The sequence below is a fragment of the Streptomyces krungchingensis genome, assembly GCF_054729265.1.
In genome coordinates, this window is record NZ_JBPUKY010000001.1 from 1,699,477 (window position 1) to 1,716,795 (window position 17,319).

Here is a 17,319-nt window from a genome sequence, read left to right on the forward strand (position 1 = left end):
CACTTGTGTAGCCAACACGTCTGCGGGAGGGGGGACTACGTGAACCTAGCCATGAGTCATTACTGCGCAGCGCCCCCTTCTGGCACGGCAGTCCCCGGAGTCCCCCGGCCATGAGTACGCCACCGGCCCACCCACCACCTGCGCCTTCCTGGCCGCACTGCGGACACGGAGCCGACCCCGCCACCGACCCCGTCGGCTGCCAAGGCATCCACGTCCCCGGCCACACTGCATGCCTGGCCCACCTGAGCGAAACCGACCGCAACGCCTACGTCGCTGGCCTGGCCCCCGGCGCCGACATCGACCACCGCGGTACGCCCATCACCGAAGGCATCCTTACCGACCTCCTCAACGCGCTCCGTGACCCCACCACCGGAAAGCCCCACATTGGCGACGCCCAACTCGGCGGGGCGCAGTTTTCCGGCACCGCCCGGTTCGGAGGAGTGCAGTTCCTCAGCGACGCCAGTTTCGGCCATGCTCAGTTCGCCGACGACGCCTGGTTCGGCGGGGTGCAGTTCGCCGGCGCGGCCCGGTTCGACGAGGTCCAGTTTTCCGGTCACGCCAGGTTCGGCGGGGCAAGGTTCTCCGGACAGGCCGGTTTCGGCGCGGTGCAGTTCGCCAGCGAGATCCAGTTCGACGGAGCGCAGTTCTTCGAAGACGCTAAGTTTGGCGGAGCGCAGTTCACTGGCGATGCCGGGTTCTTGGGGGCGCAGTTCTCTAGCGACGCCGACTTCGACCGGGCTCAGTTCTCCGGAGACGCCGGCTTTGGCGGAGCGCGGTTCTCTGGCAGCGCCGGGTTCGTGGCGGTGCAGTTCTCCGGAGACGCCCTGTTTGGCGGGGCAACGTTCTCCAGACAGGCCGGGTTCGGCTTGTCGCAGTTCGCTGGCGAGGCCCGGTTCGACGGGGCGCAGTTCTCCGGAGACGCTTGGTTCGAAGGGGCGCAGTTCTCCTATCACGCCAGGTTCGACCACGCGCAGTTCTTCGATGGTGCCCGGTTCGGCGGGGCGACGTTCTCCAGTGCCGGATTCGGCGGCGTGCAGTTCGCTGGCACCGCCCGGTTCGGCCGGGCAAAGTTCTCCGGTGATGCCAAGTTCGACCACGCGCAGTTCTCCGGTGATGCCGAGTTCTTGGGAGTGCAGTTCGCCGACGACGCCGGGTTCGGTGGGGTGCAGTTCGCCAGCGAGGCCCGGTTCGACGGGGCTCGGTTCTCGAGTGATGTCGAGTTCTTGGGAGCGCAGTTTTGCGGCAACGCCAGGTTCGTCAGGGGACGGTTTGCGGCGATGCCGCAGTTCGGGCCCATGGTGTGTGCGAGGGCGGTTGATCTGTCCGGTGCGGTGTTCGAGGCGCCTGTCACGCTGGAGATAGCTGCGCAAGAGGTGCTCTGCGAGAGGACTCGGTGGGAATCTACGACGACCCTTCGCCTACGCTACGCGACCGTGGACCTCAGCCACGCGGTGCTGTCGTTCCCCGTGGCGGTGACCGCCCACCCCGCCCCTTTCACCACCACTGACACCGTTACCGCAATGGCGGTGCCGGAGAGCCTGCTGGCGGGCCACAGGCAGGGGGTGCGGGTGGTCTCGGTTCGTGGGGTGGACGCCGCACATCTGATGCTGACCGACACCGACCTGAGTGACTGCCTATTCTCTGGTGCCTTCCACCTCGACCAACTTCGTCTGGAGGGGCGCATTACCTTCAGCCAACCTCCCAACGGCGTCCGCCTCTACCACCGATGGCCCCTCCGGTACAGCCGACGACGTACGCTGGCCGAAGAGCACCACTGGCGCCGACAGACAGACACACGTTCGCTCTGGCCCCGGGATTGGCGTGCTGGCCCACATCATCCCGACCCCAACAGGACGCCGGACCCAGAAGACGTGGCGGCACTGTACCGGCAGTTGCGCAAGGCATTCGAGGATGGCAAGAACGAGCCCGGCGCTGCCGATTTCTACTACGGCGAGATGGAAATGCGCCGCCACGACCACGAAGGAACCCCGCCCGGCGAGCGGGGCCTGTTGTGGGGGTACTGGTTGCTGTCCGGGTACGGGCTGCGTGCCTCGCGCGCCCTGGGTTGGCTGCTGGCGGCTATTGCGGTCACCATCGTGCTGATGATGGGCTGGGGCCTGCCCACCTCGGCGCCGAAGCAGACCGCGACCGGCACGGTCCCGGCTAGCGGGGGGCGCGTGTCGCTGATCGTGGGCAAGTCGGATCCCGAACTCACGCTCCCTTTCGGCGACCGGTTCAACGAGGAACGCTTCGACAAGACCGTGCAGGTGGTGCTGAACAGTGTCGTGTTCCGCTCCAGCGGCCAGGACCTCACCACCGTCGGCACGTATACCGAGATGATCAGCCGCTTCACCGAGCCCGTCCTGCTCGCGTTGGCCGTCCTCGCCATGCGCAGCCGCATCAAACGCTGACGCCCACAACCAGCCGTCGTCTGTTCAACATTCTGAACGCCGTAGTGGCGTTCCCGCGGCGCTACGGCGCCAGCCCCCGGATTCTTGACTAGCCACACCGACGGTGTCAGCCAACGCCATCGGCGCGGGCTTTCGGTGGTGGCCCCGAGTTTCGGAGGTTGTATTCGACGATGCCGGGCTGGTCGATGGTGGCGGCCGCACGCTGATTACCTACCCGCACTCATGGTCAGTTCGAGAGGTCAGGACGTTGGGCCGTGTGTCATAGCCCGGACGCTGATGATCAGGTTGACCACGGCGTCCAGGCACGGGCCGATGGCCATAGTGGCGCGGCCCCAGGCAGGCTCGCCCACAGTTGTGGGCTGCCCGACTCGCTGGTAGCGCCGCTGGGCCTCGGCGGTCGGTGCGGGTACCACGCTGAGTGTGGCTCGACGGTCCTCAATCAGGGCGGTCACCGCGATTTACTCGCTCGGCTGGAGCTTCAGGACGTCGTCCACGTAGTCGGCGGAAGGCGTTCAACCGTCAGCAGTTGCTCCATGGGTACTCGTCGGTGGCGTCTTCAACGCACTCCTTGAGGTCGTTGAGTCCTTCTTCCCGCACGCCTTGGTCGATCGTGTCGAGCATGGTCTGTGCCGCTGCTCGGTCGCCGGTGCTGAAGCATCCAGGGTTCTGCAAGATCGTGTTGGCGAGGATGCGGCCATAGGTCCGCTTCTCGGCCACTTCCTGATCTGGAGTGATGGCATCCACGTTCTTCCGGTAGAGCTCGCGGGAGTCGGCGCAGTCCCGGGCGACGGAGTCATGGTCGGGGGCTGTGAGTCGTCCTACGCCGAACCCGCCACCAGCGAGGAGTATCGCTGCGGAGACCAGGCCGAGCACGCGGGATGTTCGAGGCATGGCTCATCTTCGCGTCCTGGCAGGGAGCCGTCAGGAGAATCAGAATGCTCGCATTGATCGTGAGTTGCGGCGAGCACGCGCCCGTGCAACACGGCGCTGGGCAGCTGCATGAATGCGGAGGCCGACCCGCGCCTGGCGCGTGACGGGAGGCGTCGGAACAGGCCCTGGTACACCACGTGGTAGCAGGCATGGGCTGCCTGACAGTCCGTTGGACGGGGCCGCAGCAGCGGGCCTGCTCCAGACGCCGATTTGTCGCGCACTCCGCCGATTCCAGGGGCAGATGGCGAACAGGCCGGAGCAGGTGTCGTAGCCACCGGCGAAGGCACATCTGGCGAGCTCGGGGGCGATGCCCTCCCACCGCTCCCACATCGACGCGCCGGCGGCCGGGAGCTCCCAGGTTCGATCGGTCAGGAGCACGCGAACTGCGGCCCCAAGCCTGATCCGGCTGCCGCCCGCCGCGGCCGTCGACGCCGTACGCGGCTTCGGCGTCCAGCCGTTCCCGCCATTCTCAAGCACAGTATCCAGCGCGGCCTTCAGCTCGACCCGAGCCAGGTCGACGCGCGTATCAACGGATCCGAGGCTCGCCTCCGCTACCGACTCAGCGGCCGGCACCTCCATTAGAACCATCATGAGCCGCTGCTGAGCCGGGCCACGGAAGCCAGCGACATCCACGACAACTTTCGGGCATACGTCACCGCCAAACTTGAACGGGCATTGCCCCCCACATCGCGGCAGAAAGTTCCGTGAACTCTCAGCCGGTTTGCCCGACCCCTTGGCTACAGGTCGCGAGAGAGCCCTTCGAAAGGTGCAGGTCCTGCAGTCCTGAGTGGACGCACCCGAGGTCGATTTGTCCATTTTCGAAACCTCCGGCCATCAGCACACCGAGCCAGAAAACAGGCCTACGCGTTTCTAGCGGCTCCGTGAAAATCTCGAAGTGGACACCCTCGAAAAACTCGGTACCATTCCTCTATGGCTCAGAAGATCGTAACTGTCTACACGGATGACCTCACGGGTGCAGAATCCGAAGAGGTACAGACGCACACTTTTTCGCTCGACGGCGTCAATTACGAGATCGACCTCGTGTCGGACAACTATGACAAGCTGTTCGAGGCGCTTGCTCCCTTCATCGGCAAGGGCCGCAAGCTCGGCCGGTCGGTGGGTGCGGGGCGATCGCGTAAGGCGTCGGCCGACGGGCCCAGTGCAGAGGAACTTCGGGCCTGGGCCCGGGAGAACGGCCACCAGGTGAATGACCGAGGCCGCGTTCCCGCCAGCATCCGAGAGGCCTACCAGAAGGCACGCTGACATCCTTACGCATCCCACTTCCTGGGGATGGCCTCCTGCGCGATGAAAGGCCCTTTACCCTCTGCCCACAAGTAGCTCGCGCCGCTTGAACCTGCCACCCGCGCCACCACCGCCGATAGTGGACGGACCCATCCCAGGGAGGCGGTCTAGTGAGCTTCGACGCAGAACGATCAGCGCGCATCGCAACCATGTAGGAAATCGCTGGTCATCTGGTAGCAACCGGCAATACAGACACGCTCCAGCAGTTAGAGAGAGCCCTGAGATGTCAGCGTGCTGACGGGCTGCCTGGCGTTTCTGGCGGCCGGCGAGTGGGCTTGGGTGACCGAAGTGGCGGCAAGCGTAGCTGTATGTCGGGCTGCGATTCGGGGCGGCCTGCAGGCTCAGTGATTTCTGGGATCAGCGGCAGCCTTTTCCTGCGTTGGCTGCGCGGGGACCGCAACTCGTGAGGTGTGACGCTCTGCCGGGACCGGGGAGCTTGGAGCGGCAGTGGCGCCGTCCGTGGGGCTGCGCTGTCATGCTTTGCCAGCGCAGCGGAGGGCCTGCTTCGTGTAGCCGACCGTCGAGCGATGCGGTTCGGAGGCTGCACCAGCGCGTTCCTCAGCTCCTGCAGGCGGCGCACATTGATCTCATGCAGAGCCTCGCCAACCACACGTGTCGCGTCGTTGACGAAGGTCAGGAAGGTGGGGTGCAGCACGTACTTGCCCAGACTGACCGCCGCCTCCAGCGTCTTGTTGCCACGGGACAGATCAGTGACGAGGGTGGCCGCCCAGCCTGCGGGCGAGGAGTGCGGGATCACCAGCCGCCCGAGGACGTCAAAGGCGTCGGCTGCCCCGCGCTCCCCAGGGTGCGGGACGTCAGCCCGGCCCAGCACTCCATCCTTGCCCAGGTCTTTCTCCGCCCAACTGTGCGCCCGCACGTGTACGGCGAGCGCCAGAGCGTTGTGAACGAACTCATCTTGCGCTTTGGCCCCGGTCGGCAGGTCCGGCAGGTCTGGTCCCAGCATCGCCTGAGTCTGCCCCTCCAGAATGCCCAGCGCCCACAACCGCCGGTCAGCGTCGGAAGGCTTCCTCCGCAGTTCCACAGCCGCGGCCCGGGCGGCCCTCAGCACTCCGCGAGCCAGCCGGTCGAGATGCTCAGGCGACGTGGTGCACCACTCACCCGACGACCCACAACCTTCAATGTCCATGCGGCTCCCCCTCTGCGGCCAGTTCGTCGTACGGCGGGACAGGCGCGTAGACCCAGGATGCTCCGCCCAGTTTCGGTGCACCAGACTTGGTGCCTACGCGCGGGATGTCATCGATCGCTTGGTCTTCGAGGGCAACTTCGCGGCCGTGGCCCAGGTGGCATCGCCCCCAACCTGTATCCCGGTGGCCCCGAGGACGTCACGCTCTGCTCGTCCGACAACCCCCGTATCGAAGGCGGCGCCCGCCACAGAACCGTCTGACACCCAGCTGCCAAGTACTTTCGAGCTCGCGAGCGCTGCCTCGGCAAGTGGCTGGAGCGAGGGCCGTCCCGAGTGCGGGATGCCAGGATGCATTAGCGAGCGGCGAATCAGGTGGCAGGTAGCCCGGCGCGTCGATCGGCCGCGACGTCGGGCAATTCGGTGCCGAGGACGAGGGCGATACTGCGTTGGACGAGGCGTGCGGGCCAGGTGCCGTCGCCGAGGCCGTGCGCGGAGCCGGCCGCCACGGCGAGTGAACCAGCAGAAGCTAACGGAATCCGAGCATGCCGGGAGAGTTGATGTCGACGGTGACCACGCCGGGCGGGTAGCGGTCTTCAAACTCGGTGAGGAGGATCGACATGCCGGTGAACTCGGCGCGCGGCAAGGCACAGTACAGGGCGTGGCAGGTGTCAGGGCCGCCATAGCCGTCTCGGATCATGGTGCCGACGGTGGCGGCCGCCATGGTGTCGAGTGGGTCGACGACGACGGAAGAGAAGGCCAGCACTCGGCGATGCAACTGTGCCTCGTCAGCCTCGGCCTGCATGAGACACAGGGCGGGGATGCGGAGCTGGTCCGTGGGAGTGTGTGCCATGTTGCCGGCGAGCAGGTTCAACGCCTTGTGCCCGACAGCGAGAGCATGGACGGCGCTGGTGTCGAGAATGATCACGCAGCGGTGCCCCTGGTCGTGCGGGCCTTCTCGGCAGCAATCTTGTAGATGTTGCCCAGGACGTCCGGCGCCTGATCGAACTCTTCGTCACTCACCTCGACGCCGATCAGGCGCCGCGCAACATCCCGGTCCGCGGCCAGGCGCTCGGCGCGCTGTGCGGCAGTCGGCTGCTCCGCAGCAAGCGCCTCGACCAGCTGGCCCAGGCTCAGTCCCCGCTCCTTGGCCAGCGTAGCCAGGTGGTCCCGCACCTCGCGGGATACTTGAATCGTCGTTGTCGCCATAGCAACACTATAGACAATCTGTAAAAGCTTGCCGAGGTGTGGTGCGCATGTGGGCCTCTGTGCCGGCAGTTGCGGCATCGCCCACGTCCGCGCTGTGCCCCCCTTCCCCTTCGTTCGGGGGGCGCCGGACAGGTGCCACGGCCGCAGGCCCGGTCGGCGCCAAGCCACCTGAAGGAGAGCGACTCGAAGGGCGAGGCTGTTAGCCAGGGCACCTAAGGCCGGGCGAGGAAGGGCACAGCCGCAGCGCGAGCGGTGGTATCGGGTGCGATGGCGGCAGCGCGGCACAACCGCTCCACGGCCGCGCCTGGGAGATGGACCTTACGCAATTCGTTACCGACCGATGGTTGGCATCCTGATCGTTGGAACTGGCGGCGTCTTCCGTTGCACTACGTACTCGACTCCGCATGACGGGCATCGGTATTCGTTGCCCTTGCCCTGCACCGGATGACGCACGAGCGCGTAGCAGTCGTGGCCCGGCACCTGCTCCTGCCGCTTCGGCTTCGGGGCCGGCTGACCGTAGGGCCCATCGACGAGCGGTATGTCGGCGACGTGGTCCATTCCTATGGGGCCCGCCCCCTCGTTGTGTCCCATGCCCGCGAGCGTGACCCACCAGAGGGAGCGCGGCAAGAGGGCGTCAGCGCGTCGACATGCGGTACTCGTCGACGGGTGGGGCTTCGGCGAAGTCCGCCGCATCGTCCTCGAAGCTGTCTTCTTCTTCGCCTACTGCCGGGTCTTCCTCATGGATCATGCGGGAAGCGTGGCAGAAGCTCACCGCTCCTTTGGCCACTCCGTCAACAGGCGGCCGGTCTCTACGTCTGTGAGGGTGATGCGGACGCCGGGCATGCTCCCGCGGTCACCTACCCAGGAGGAGAACTGGCGGCGGGCGACGCTCTCCTTCTCCCACCAGCCGTGCATGGCGGGCCGGCCGTTGAGGGCGAGGAGGAGGTGGTAGCGGCCGGGGCTGGTCATGTGAGCCGGATCCCGCGGGGACGGTGGCGCTCGCGCACGATGGCGCCTTTCGCTTCCATCTCGCGGAGCTGGTAGTGGATGGCGGAGCGGCTGCGGAGGCCGACGTGGGCGCCGATTTCGCGCATGGTGGGGGCCTCGCCGGTGTCGGCGATGGTGTCGCGGATGTAGCGCAGGATGGCTTCCTGCCGGTCGGTGAGGTACTCGACCTTGTAGTGGCCCATAAATCGATTAGAGCGTGTGTTCGAATTTTGGTGCAAGCTGGACACGTGGGCGCCCTACCGCCTGACCTGCCCAGACTCCGCACCCTGGAGACCTGGCTCAGCTACAGCCTCCAGCAGGTCCGGCAGCAGATCTCCGCCGTCGAGCAGCGGGAAGCCGAACGGCGCCGCGGGGAGCAAGCCCGGCCGCCCACCCCCGACTGGATAATCGAGCGGGGGCTCGACGGACACTCCCCCGCCGTCTACGTCCACACAGGCGACTGCCACATGGCGGGGAAGCGGTCCCGGCCTGCAAGCAGGGGGCAGACGCTGCAGGCGCTCGCCGACGGGGTCGACGCCTGCACGCACTGCCGGCCCGACCGCGAGCTCAGATTCCTGGAGTGACCAGCGCAGACCTGTATTCAAGTAATCCGGGTGAGAGGCTGGAAGCGTGCCGGAGAGTGTGCCTGTAGTGGTGCACCCGCCGCAGCCGGACGGCGGCAGGCGGGTGTCGATCCGCGGCGAGCATGTCGGCACGGCCTACCACCTGCTGGACCTGGTCGAGCTCCTGCGCCTGGCAGGCCTGCCCGAGGCGGATACGACGATCGACGACCCCGAGCTGATCGAATGGCAGGGCGGCGGATCCGACGTGTGGACGGCGCCCGGCGAGCCGGCCTAGGCGCTCCGCGACTTCCGCCCCGTCGCCTTCTTGGCCGTGGCCTTCTTGGCCGTGGCCTTCTTCGCGGTCGTCTTCTTGGATGCGGTCTTCTTCGCGGGAGCCTTCTTCACCGTCTTCTTCTTCGACATCTCGTGGACGGTGGCGTCCTCGCCGCGGGCTTCGCGGGCCTTCGCCACGGACTCCTGGAGTGCAGCCATCAGGTCGACGATCTGTGCCCGCTCCTGAGCCGGCTCGGCGACCGCGGGCGGTTCGCGGTGCTCGCGCTTCGCCTCGATGAGCTCCTCGACGGCCTCCGTGTAGGTGTCGCGGAGGTCGTCGCCTTCGAGCTCGTCGCGGGTGAGGCTCTCGATGAGGGCGACGGCTTCATCGACCTCGCTGTCGGACACGTCGGCTGCGGCGGGCGCGAGGTCGTCGGGGCTGCGGATCTCGTCGGGCCAGCGCATCGAATGAAGCACGATCGCGTCCTCGCGGACCCGCAGCAGGCCGAGGCGCTCGCGTCCCGACCACGCGTACTTGGCGACGGCGACCTTGGACGACCGCTCCAGAGCTTTCCGCAGCAGCGTGTACGGCTTGGCGGCGACCTGGCCGTCGGGTTGCAGGTAGTACCCGTCACCGATCTTGATCGGGTCGATGGAGTCGAGCGGTACGAACGCGTGGATCTCGATCGCCTTCGCCGTCGGCAACGGGATCTCCCGCAGCTCCTCATCGGTGACCGGGATGATCCGGTCCTTCGTCAGCTGGTAGCCCTTCCCGATCTCCGCCTGGCTGACCTCGCGGTCCTCCAGCTCGCAGATCTTCCGGTTCCGCACCCGGCCCATGTCTTCGAGGTGCACCTGGTGGAAGCGGACAGAGTGGTCCTCGGTCGCAGACACGACGTGGATCGGCACCGTGACCAGGCCGAAGCTGATCGCGCCTGACCAGATCGTTCGGGGCATGACGAACCTCCACAGCAGCCCCGAGGAGGCCAGGCTATGGCCGCCCCATGGGCTTCGCACGCCCACGTTCGCGCGATACCGTGCCGCCCATGAACTGGAGGACGTGCCCACAGCCGTAGCCAGTGCAGCAGCAGTCATTGCGACGCTCGTGGGAGCAAGAGCGAGGGCAGACGGGCGGCGCTCCGCCACCGCGTCGGAGAAGGCAGGCAGTGCGGCCGAGCAATCAACGGTAGACATCCGCCGGTCAGCTGACGCCGCCGTGCGCTCAGTCGAGATTGCCGCCCAAGCGCAACGGCTCGAACAGGAAGCCGCCCGCCCTAAGAGGTCCTCCTCCGTATCGATCGGCGCGACGACGGCAGGTCTCTGCTCAGGAATGTCGGCGCCGCGACCGCACACAGACTGTGCGTCGATGAGGACGACCACCTCGGTCCCGACCAAGCCGCGGACGGCATCGGCCTCAACCTGCTCGACTACGCCACGGTCGGGACGCCATGGGACTGCGTCGTCGCTGGCACCGATGACCCCGCTCAAGTCGAGGGCACGATCACCGCCGTGGAATCTGACTGGAGCAAGCCCCTGCGCTTCGAAGCCACCGATGATGACATGCTCGGTGCCGAAGTCACCCTGCCCAGCCCTGGGCTCTACCGCCATACGGCCAAAGCTGACCACGGGGCTGCTGTCACCCAACTCGTCTTCTTTGGTCCTGACACCAGTGTGGCAGTCGACGATTGACGGTACGAGCCCGCCGGATCACCCGGCTTACCGGGACTCTTACAACGACCACTAGAACCTGAGCGCGCGCTGGGGCCTTTCTGCAAGAGTCCCGGTAAGAAAAACTCACCGCATCAAATCGTACGCCGACCACGGCCCTGGTGCGCTGAGGAGCAGTCGGTTCCTGAGGTCGCCTTTCTCGCGCGCCCAAAGCCGTCTTGTCATACACGGTCACAGGCTCTTGACCCGCAGTGTGAGGGAGGCGCAACTGAATCTCCCACACGACCTAACAGGTGGGAAACCGGCCTCTATGGCACTCGGACTAACTTCGTGAGCATGAAGGTGTGGACGCCAGTACGCTCGGCACTCAGCGGACACGGCGCAATCAGCAAGCGCGGTTTAGGCATGACCTCTTCAGGGCGCCGCCACAGCGGAAGGCTGACGTCGCCTGGCCGTCGGCCGGTACCCGGCTGGCGCAGCATCAGAGGGCGTGTGGCGGTGGTAATCACGGTCCCTATCTGCCTGCTGCTGGTGGTGGCCGGCGTCGCCGTGTTCGGACGCGCTGAGGCTCTCGGTGACGCCGGGACGACCCGTTCGGAGGTTGGTCTCAGCCTGCGCATCCAGGCTCTGGTGCACCAGCTGCAACGCGAACGCGGCCTGACCAATGGTCTTTTGGGAGGCGAGGGAGGGTTTCGCTCCTCGCTCACCGCTACTCGCAAGCGCGTCGACTCGGCCCTTCGCAGAATACGATCCGAAAGTGCTGTCGCGGAAGTCATCCAGCGGCACCTGCAGCGCCTTGCCGATACGAGAGCTGCCGCTGACGAGGGCAGTGGGGATCGGACCGCGACCCTCACCTTCTATACCACCGCAGTCGACGCCCTCAATTCGGTCGACCCGGTGGCGGAATCCGCGGCCGGCGCCGACCTTCAACTGCGCAGAGGACTTGCGGCGTTGCGGGAACTGGCCACGGCCAAGGAGTCAGTCGCGCTCGAACGAGGTCTGCTCAACGGCGTGTTCGCCAAGGGCGGCTTCCACGGGAGCGAATACCAGACCTTCGCCGAGGTACGTGCCACGCGCGTTGCTGCCCTCGCCCGCTTCCGGCAAGTCGCCACCCCGTCCCAACTTGCCGCCGTGAAGCAGGCTTTTAGCACCGAGGATGCCAAACGCGCCACCGCATCCGAGGACCGTGCGGAAGACGCCGCCGACGGCTCCGCACTGGGCGCCGACGCCAGCTCCTGGTGGGCTTCCATGACCGTGCTCGTCGACGATCTGTACGCTGTCCAGCAGTCGGTCGGTGACGACGCAAGAGACCGGGCCGACCGGCTCAGCCGGGATGCAGAGATTGGCCTCGCCGCCTACCTCGCCGCTGGAATATTCATGGCCGCCCTCGTGGCAGGCCTCGCGGCTTTTGCCTCCCGTTCCCTAACGCGCCCTCTCGGCGCGCTCGCTGGTACCGCCCATGACGTGGCACGGCGCAGGCTGCCCGCAACCGTGGCCCGTATCCAGCAGTCCCCGCCAGTCGATGGCGAGCTCTTTGCGTCGACTGACGCGCCGGAAACCACTGATTCAGGCCTGTTTACCGGCGCGGTGGAGATCGCCGAGGTCGCAGCGTCCTTGCGTCAAGTGGAACAGACCGCCCTCCACCTGGCTGCTCAGCAGGCCAGTCTGCGCCGTAACACCACTGAATCGCTCGCCAATCTCGGCCGACGCAACCAGAACCTAGTGCGTCGTCAGCTGGGCCTCATCACCCGCCTCGAACACAAGGAACTGGACCCGGACGCCCTCGCCGAGCTCTTCGAGCTTGACCACCTCGCCACCCGTATGAGGCGCAACGCCGAAAGTCTCTTGGTCCTGACCGGGCAGAATCCGCCGCGGCCCACGGCAGCACCCGCCGACGGGCTGGAAGTCGTCCAGTCCGCCGTTGCCGAGGTGGAGCACTACCGAAGGGTCGTGATCGCTGAGGTAGAGCCTGTACGAGTACGTGGGCACGCCGTCGCCGATGTCGCCCACCTCCTTGCCGAACTCATCGAGAACGGGCTGACTTTCTCGCCGCCAACCGAACCGGTCGAGGTGCACGGCTGGTACGACACCGAGGATCACGCTTACTGTTTCGCTGTCGTTGACCACGGCATCGGCATGTCCGAAGCCGACAGGGAACGGGCCAACGCCCGCCTCTCCGGCGCAGGCGAGGAGGGTCTCCTCTCCGCGCCCGCCCGGTTTCTCGGCCACCTCGTCGTCGGCCGACTCACCCATCGTCTCGGTGAGGGCACCCAAGTCCACCTATCCGAGACCCCCGGTGGCGGACTGTCCGCACTTCTCGCCATTCCCGGGCGCCTACTCACCTCGGCCGAAGCCGCCTCCACCTCGCCCCCGCCCATCAGCCCCGTTGTCTCCACCCTGCTCAACGGCTTTCGAGCAGGCGTTGCCCGCGCAGAGGCTCAAAGCAACCAAGGAGCATCATCGTGACAAGCGCATTCCAGAATTTCGGGTGGCTCATCTCCGAATTCGTACGCACCACCGATGGCGTCACCCACGCTGTCGCCGTCTCCTCCGACGGCCTGCTCATGGCCGCCTCTGACACCCTCGTCCGAGATCGCGCCGACCATCTCTCTGCCGTCGTCTCCGGCATCACCAGTCTCGCCCAGAATGCGGCGACGACACACGGCTTCCTCGGCATGAAGCTCGTCATGATCGAAATGCTCGGGGGCTTTCTCATGGTCGGCCGCATCCGCGACGGCAGCTGCCTCGGCGTCCTCGCCGACGAGGGGTGCGACGTCGGCCTGGTCGGCTATGAAATGGCCGTCCTCGCCGACCGCGCCGGTGAACTGCTCACCCCACAGTTGGTACGCGAACTCAACTCGGCTCCCCTGGCCGCAGGATAGCCCCCTCAGAAAGGCCTGCATCTCAGGACTGGGCATCTGCGTCGGTCGGTTGGCTCAATGGTCAGCACGGGTGCTGTGCCCGGCCGCGGTCGGCGTCCGGACACCACTGGGTGATGAACGGCGTGTCTGGTTTGTGTGACCCGCCAGGCTTCGGTGAGGCAAGCGAGGCGCATGAGACGGCGATCCCACGCGCACGGTTGCGATCTTTCCGCCTGTGATGTCGAATGCCACGGCGCCCACGATCTGATCGCCGAGCCCGAAGAGGAAGGCTCTTGGCTCGCCGTCGCGGCCTTCGGCCTCTCGCACCAGTCGGCGCAGGAGGCCGTTGAGTTGGTCGAAGACGCCTTCATTCTGCCAGGCGGCGAAATAGCCGTAGACCGTCTCCCACGGCGGGAAGTCATGTGGCATGTAACGCCAGGCAATGCCGGTGCGGTCGACGTAGAGGATGGCGTCCATAATGCGGCGCAGGTCGTGCTCGGGGTGGCCGGCCGATGTCGAGCCCCTTGCTCCTGCGCTCGGCCCGCCAGGCGGTGAGTGTGGGCCCTATCAACTCCCAGCGCGCATCGGAGAGGTCGCTGGGATACGGGCGTTGTCGCGTCATGTTTCGGTAGTACCCGGTGCATGGCCTCCTTTGATCATTGCCATGGAGGCGTGGGAGTGCCATCGGGATCCAAGCCGTAGGGCCACCACCGGCTGAGCCGCTCCCAGCGGCCCCCGCCTAGACGAGACGTGACGGGCGTCGCGGCCACGTGCCGCAGCGGCCGCTCAGAGGTGGCCGTCCAGGAACTTCTGTACCTCGGCGGTGGTCATAGGCCCCGTGCCATGCGCCACCACCTCGCCCTCCTTCAGCAGGACGTAGGACGGGGCGCCGGTGACCCCGTATCGCTCGGTTGCGGCCGGACAACGCGTGATGTCGGCGCGGACGGCCGTCAGGCGGCCCGTGTAGTCGTCGGCGATGTTACCCACGATGAGGTCCATCACCCGGCAGGGCTCGATTGCCTTGGGCCATGTCCCGGTGAAGTATGCGAGGACCGGAACTCCGCTCATCCCGAGGCTGAAATTGAACTCCGCGTCCTCACGGGGTCGGTGAACCCGCTTCGCCATCGATGGTCCTGACCTCACGTTCCGCCATTCCATCCCCATCATCCCTTGCACGGTGAGCCAGGCCGGCCCGGTCGGTCGTCCGGTTGACCTGTCGGAAGGCCGGAAGAGAGGCACGGGGCCGTCGCAGAACCACGGTGGTCCCCAGCGCGAGCGGCCCGGCCCCCGCCCCTGGTGACCCGGCCTGGACGCCCCGCCGGTCACCCAGCTGCAGCCCGCCGCGCGCCCGTGGGTCAGCTCGTGCCAGGACACCGCCCTCCACGACGACAGATAGCCGTTTTCCAAGGCATAGTGGCCCAGATCACCCAGGCGCTCGATGAGCGCGTCGACGAGCGGGCCGGTGCGCATCGTCCACCGGATCCAGTCGAGCCGTATCCACCACCGCGCTTCTCAAAGACAGCGCCCCCGGCGGGCTTCCCGAGGCCTTGTCTGGTCTTCGCATCAACCCCCGGTCTCAGCTGGCTAATACCGCTCTTCCCCGGGCCGCATGAGCCAGCTGACGGCACCGAGAACGACGCACGATCCCTGGACCGCTAGCGGACACAGTCCCGGACGGTCGAAGTACGCGTCAGCTGACCCGAAGACCGACCGCCAGCGTCAGTTCAAGGACCCGCTGTGGCGATGCGAGGTCCGGAAACAGCTCCCGCAGCTGCGACATCCGGTACCGGACCGTCTGGGGATGGACGAACAACGCCGCCGCCACCTCGTCCCGCCTGCCCTGGTGCAGCAGCCACGCCCGCAACGTCTCCTCCAGCCGCCGTGCGGTCGCGACAGGCAAGGGCCGCAACGGTGCGAGGGCTCGGGTACGCAGGTCTGCGAACGCGTCCGCGTCGGCGCTCAGCACCAGCTCGGGCAGGTGGTCCTCGGTGTCGCGAATATCAGAGGAGAGGGAGCGCGCGCGTACGGCTCGTGCGTAGGAGGCGGACGCGCGAGTCCACGGCCGGGCCGGGCCGACCACGGCGGTGCGGTCGGTCAGCTGCCGCAAGAGATGTGATCGGTCGACATCGGGGACGAGCAGCACACCGGTGGCGTCCGGCAGATCGTCGAGGACGAGGGTGCTCGGGTCGAGCGTGCGGTAGGCAGGCCGGGCCTGGACGGCGGGCAGCAGGACCGCGGTCAGCGAAACCGGAGGCTGCCACCCGGCCCGTTGAACAGAGGCCAGCAGCACGTCCGGGCTCGCGCCGGCGAGGAGGTCGCGGGCCAGGTGTTCCAGGTGGCGCTCGTGGGCCCTGCCCTGTGCGGCCAGTTCGTCGGCGTGGCCCGCGGCGCTCGCGGCGGAGAGCTCGTCGATGTAGGCGAAGGTCAGCTCGGCGAACTTGGCGACCTCGGCGGCGGGCAGACCTGCGGGTACGGCACCCGCCGCCAGGCATCGCCAGGCCACGCGGGCGCCGACGCGGTAGGCGCTGAGCAGGGCGTCCATCGAACGGCCGTCGCGCACCTCGCCGCGGCCCAGCTCGTAGGCTGCGTCACCGCCGTCGCCGCCTGCGGCGTTCCCGCTCGCGAGGTCCAGGTAGTGCCCCAGGGCGGTGCGGACGGCTCGGCGGATGGTGCCGCCCATACGGCCCGAAAGGGCGTTGGCGTAGGGAGGGACCTCGTCGATGATCGCCTGGACGACCTCGTCGGCGGTGGTCTTCACCGCGGCCCGAAGTGCGGTGACCGTCGTCTCATCCAGGGCCAGTTCGCTGGCCCTCCGGATTGCATGGTTCACGTTTTTGTTCCCTGCGAACAATTCAGCCGACCAGATTTACGTCCTGCGGTCAGGACTTTACGCCTTGAGGCGCAGCAAGCTGGAGTCATGACGAGTGCAGCCCTCCGCAGCAGGGCGTGGAAACTGCTGGAGATGGTCACGACGCCGCTGCTGCCGTCGGACTATCTCGACCTGGTCAGCCCGCTGCGTGCCGGCGCTGACTTGCGTGGGCGCATCGAGGACGTACACCCCGAGACGGGTGACGCCGCGACTGTCGTGATCAGGCCGGGACGGGGCTGGCGCGGCCACACGGCCGGTCAGTACGTGCGGATCGGGGTCGATGTCGAAGGGGTGCGCCTGTGGCGGGCCTACTCCATCACCTCGCCGACAAACCGCCAGGACGGCCGCGTCACGATCACCGTGAAGGCGATCCCGGACGGCAAGGTCAGCAACCACCTGGTCCGCAGGGCGGCACCGGGCACGCTGCTCCAGCTCGACCAGCCGACCGGCGACTTCGTGCTGCCGCAGGCCAAGCCCGCCAAGGTGCTCTACCTGACGGCCGGCAGCGGCATCACGCCCGTGATGGGCATGCTGCGCGACACCGAGTTCGACGACGTCGTCATGGTCCACTGCGCGCCACGGCCGCAGGACGTGATCTTCCGCAACGAACTGCACGACCTGGTCACGGACAAGAAGCTGCGGCTCACCGAGGTGCACACCGACACGGACGGCATGCTCGACATCGCCCGTCTCGACGCACTCGTGCCCGACTGGGCCGAGCGCGAGACCTGGGCTTGCGGGCCCGCGGGACTGCTCGACGCCGCCGAAGAGCACTGGAGTGAGCACGGCGTACTAGAGCGCCTGCACACCGAACGCTTCCGCCCCAGCATCGTCGTCGCCGGCGACGGCGGCGAGGTCACCTTCAGTGCCACCGGCAAGACCGTCGACGCGGATGGCGCCACGCCGTTGCTGGACGTCGGCGAGGAAGCCGGCGTGCTCATGCCCTCCGGGTGCCGCATGGGCATCTGCTTCGGCTGCATCACGCCGCTCAAGGCGGGCGCCGTCCGCGATCTGCGTACCGGCGAGATCACCGAGGCCGAGCCGGGCGTCCTCATCCAGACCTGCGTGTCCGCCGCGGCGGGCCCCTGCGACATCGAACGGTAGG

17 protein-coding genes and 1 pseudogene are annotated in these 17,319 nt (G+C 67.1%); 8 read left to right on the forward strand and 10 right to left on the reverse strand.

What is annotated here, in order from left to right:
- Positions 1–110 precede the first annotated feature (110 nt).
- A complete protein-coding gene (locus tag ACSYGO_RS07775) occupies positions 111–2,411 on the forward strand; it encodes a pentapeptide repeat-containing protein (protein ID WP_460386298.1) in 2,301 nt (766 codons plus the stop codon).
- 519 nt (positions 2,412–2,930) lie between these two features.
- On the opposite strand, the gene ACSYGO_RS07780 is transcribed toward ACSYGO_RS07775, so the two are convergent.
- Positions 2,931–3,155 carry a hypothetical protein gene (locus ACSYGO_RS07780; RefSeq protein WP_460386299.1) on the reverse strand — a complete coding sequence of 75 codons (225 nt, stop codon included), beginning with the start codon at positions 3,153–3,155 and terminating at the stop codon, positions 2,931–2,933.
- A gap of 1,116 nt (positions 3,156–4,271) precedes the next feature.
- On the opposite strand from ACSYGO_RS07780, the gene ACSYGO_RS07785 reads away from it, so the two are divergent.
- Positions 4,272–4,604: a histone-like nucleoid-structuring protein Lsr2 gene (locus ACSYGO_RS07785; RefSeq protein WP_435229285.1), complete on the forward strand. Its 333-nt coding sequence runs from the start codon at positions 4,272–4,274 to the stop codon at positions 4,602–4,604.
- Between the two features lie 265 nt (positions 4,605–4,869).
- Here ACSYGO_RS07785 and ACSYGO_RS07790 read toward each other — a convergent pair whose 3' ends face one another.
- The 5 genes from ACSYGO_RS07790 to ACSYGO_RS07810 all read right to left on the reverse strand — a co-directional run bounded on the left by ACSYGO_RS07790 (position 4,870) and on the right by ACSYGO_RS07810 (position 8,183).
- Positions 4,870–5,790, reverse strand: coding sequence for a hypothetical protein (locus ACSYGO_RS07790; RefSeq protein ID WP_460386300.1), 921 nt, complete (start codon positions 5,788–5,790; stop codon positions 4,870–4,872).
- A gap of 523 nt (positions 5,791–6,313) precedes the next feature.
- Positions 6,314–6,712, reverse strand: coding sequence for a hypothetical protein (locus ACSYGO_RS07795; protein WP_460386301.1), 399 nt, complete (start codon positions 6,710–6,712; stop codon positions 6,314–6,316).
- A complete protein-coding gene (locus tag ACSYGO_RS07800) occupies positions 6,709–6,993 on the reverse strand; it encodes a hypothetical protein (protein ID WP_460386302.1) in 285 nt (94 codons plus the stop codon). Before ACSYGO_RS07800 ends, ACSYGO_RS07795 begins: the two co-directional genes overlap by 4 nt.
- 768 nt (positions 6,994–7,761) lie before the next feature.
- The gene (locus ACSYGO_RS07805; protein WP_460386303.1) at positions 7,762–7,962 is read right to left on the reverse strand and encodes a hypothetical protein; all 201 of its coding nucleotides are present in this window, start codon (positions 7,960–7,962) and stop codon (positions 7,762–7,764) included.
- Positions 7,959–8,183 (reverse strand): LexA family protein, encoded by a 225-nt coding sequence (locus ACSYGO_RS07810; protein WP_460386304.1) that lies wholly within the window; start codon positions 8,181–8,183, stop codon positions 7,959–7,961. Before ACSYGO_RS07810 ends, ACSYGO_RS07805 begins: the two co-directional genes overlap by 4 nt.
- 45 nt (positions 8,184–8,228) lie before the next feature.
- On the opposite strand from ACSYGO_RS07810, the gene ACSYGO_RS07815 reads away from it, so the two are divergent.
- Complete coding sequence (locus tag ACSYGO_RS07815; protein WP_460386306.1) at positions 8,229–8,564, forward strand: DUF6233 domain-containing protein; 336 nt, start codon at positions 8,229–8,231, stop codon at positions 8,562–8,564.
- 46 nt (positions 8,565–8,610) lie between these two features.
- Positions 8,611–8,838: a hypothetical protein gene (locus tag ACSYGO_RS07820; protein WP_435227412.1), complete on the forward strand. Its 228-nt coding sequence runs from the start codon at positions 8,611–8,613 to the stop codon at positions 8,836–8,838.
- Here ACSYGO_RS07820 and ku read toward each other — a convergent pair.
- Positions 8,835–9,773 carry a non-homologous end joining protein Ku gene (gene ku / locus ACSYGO_RS07825; protein WP_460386307.1) on the reverse strand — a complete coding sequence of 313 codons (939 nt, stop codon included), beginning with the start codon at positions 9,771–9,773 and terminating at the stop codon, positions 8,835–8,837. The two genes, ACSYGO_RS07820 and ku, sit on opposite strands and share 4 nt — an antisense overlap.
- Positions 9,774–10,325: 552 nt before the next feature.
- Between ku and ACSYGO_RS07830 the strand changes: the two genes are divergently transcribed.
- The 3 genes from ACSYGO_RS07830 to ACSYGO_RS07840 all read left to right on the forward strand — a co-directional run bounded on the left by ACSYGO_RS07830 (position 10,326) and on the right by ACSYGO_RS07840 (position 13,366).
- Positions 10,326–10,505 carry a hypothetical protein gene (locus ACSYGO_RS07830; RefSeq protein WP_460386308.1) on the forward strand — a complete coding sequence of 60 codons (180 nt, stop codon included), beginning with the start codon at positions 10,326–10,328 and terminating at the stop codon, positions 10,503–10,505.
- Between the two features lie 471 nt (positions 10,506–10,976).
- The gene (locus ACSYGO_RS07835) at positions 10,977–12,950 is read left to right on the forward strand and encodes a sensor histidine kinase (protein WP_460386309.1); all 1,974 of its coding nucleotides are present in this window, start codon (positions 10,977–10,979) and stop codon (positions 12,948–12,950) included.
- Positions 12,947–13,366: a roadblock/LC7 domain-containing protein gene (locus ACSYGO_RS07840; RefSeq protein ID WP_426679182.1), complete on the forward strand. Its 420-nt coding sequence runs from the start codon at positions 12,947–12,949 to the stop codon at positions 13,364–13,366. The genes ACSYGO_RS07835 and ACSYGO_RS07840 overlap by 4 nt, the downstream gene beginning before the upstream one ends.
- Before the next feature lie 267 nt (positions 13,367–13,633).
- Here ACSYGO_RS07840 and ACSYGO_RS07845 read toward each other — a convergent pair.
- The 3 genes and pseudogenes from ACSYGO_RS07845 to ACSYGO_RS07855 all read right to left on the reverse strand — a co-directional run.
- Positions 13,634–13,967: pseudogene (locus tag ACSYGO_RS07845) on the reverse strand (transposase); the annotation flags it as partial.
- A gap of 164 nt (positions 13,968–14,131) precedes the next feature.
- Positions 14,132–14,470 (reverse strand): thioredoxin family protein, encoded by a 339-nt coding sequence (locus tag ACSYGO_RS07850; RefSeq protein ID WP_460386310.1) that lies wholly within the window; start codon positions 14,468–14,470, stop codon positions 14,132–14,134.
- A 565-nt stretch (positions 14,471–15,035) separates the two neighbouring features.
- Entirely contained in the window at positions 15,036–16,175 is a 1,140-nt protein-coding gene (locus ACSYGO_RS07855; protein WP_435227429.1) for a PucR family transcriptional regulator, read from the reverse strand.
- 87 nt (positions 16,176–16,262) lie between these two features.
- On the opposite strand from ACSYGO_RS07855, the gene ACSYGO_RS07860 reads away from it, so the two are divergent.
- Positions 16,263–17,318: a ferredoxin reductase gene (locus tag ACSYGO_RS07860; RefSeq protein WP_460386312.1), complete on the forward strand. Its 1,056-nt coding sequence runs from the start codon at positions 16,263–16,265 to the stop codon at positions 17,316–17,318.
- Position 17,319 lies beyond the last annotated feature (1 nt).

What these genes read in the sequence shown, in the direction of transcription:
- ACSYGO_RS07775 (WP_460386298.1), top strand. Translation starts at nt 111, where the DNA reads ATGAGTACGCCACCGGCCCACCCACCACCTGCGCCTTCCTGGCCGCAC.
- ACSYGO_RS07785 (WP_435229285.1), top strand. Translation starts at nt 4,272, where the DNA reads ATGGCTCAGAAGATCGTAACTGTCTACACGGATGACCTCACGGGTGCA.
- ACSYGO_RS07790 (WP_460386300.1), bottom strand. Translation starts at nt 5,790, where the DNA reads ATGGACATTGAAGGTTGTGGGTCGTCGGGTGAGTGGTGCACCACGTCG.
- ACSYGO_RS07800 (WP_460386302.1), bottom strand. Translation starts at nt 6,993, where the DNA reads ATGGCGACAACGACGATTCAAGTATCCCGCGAGGTGCGGGACCACCTG.
- ACSYGO_RS07805 (WP_460386303.1), bottom strand. Translation starts at nt 7,962, where the DNA reads ATGACCAGCCCCGGCCGCTACCACCTCCTCCTCGCCCTCAACGGCCGG.
- ACSYGO_RS07810 (WP_460386304.1), bottom strand. Translation starts at nt 8,183, where the DNA reads ATGGGCCACTACAAGGTCGAGTACCTCACCGACCGGCAGGAAGCCATC.
- ku (WP_460386307.1), bottom strand. Translation starts at nt 9,773, where the DNA reads ATGCCCCGAACGATCTGGTCAGGCGCGATCAGCTTCGGCCTGGTCACG.
- ACSYGO_RS07850 (WP_460386310.1), bottom strand. Translation starts at nt 14,470, where the DNA reads ATGGCGAAGCGGGTTCACCGACCCCGTGAGGACGCGGAGTTCAATTTC.
- ACSYGO_RS07860 (WP_460386312.1), top strand. Translation starts at nt 16,263, where the DNA reads ATGACGAGTGCAGCCCTCCGCAGCAGGGCGTGGAAACTGCTGGAGATG.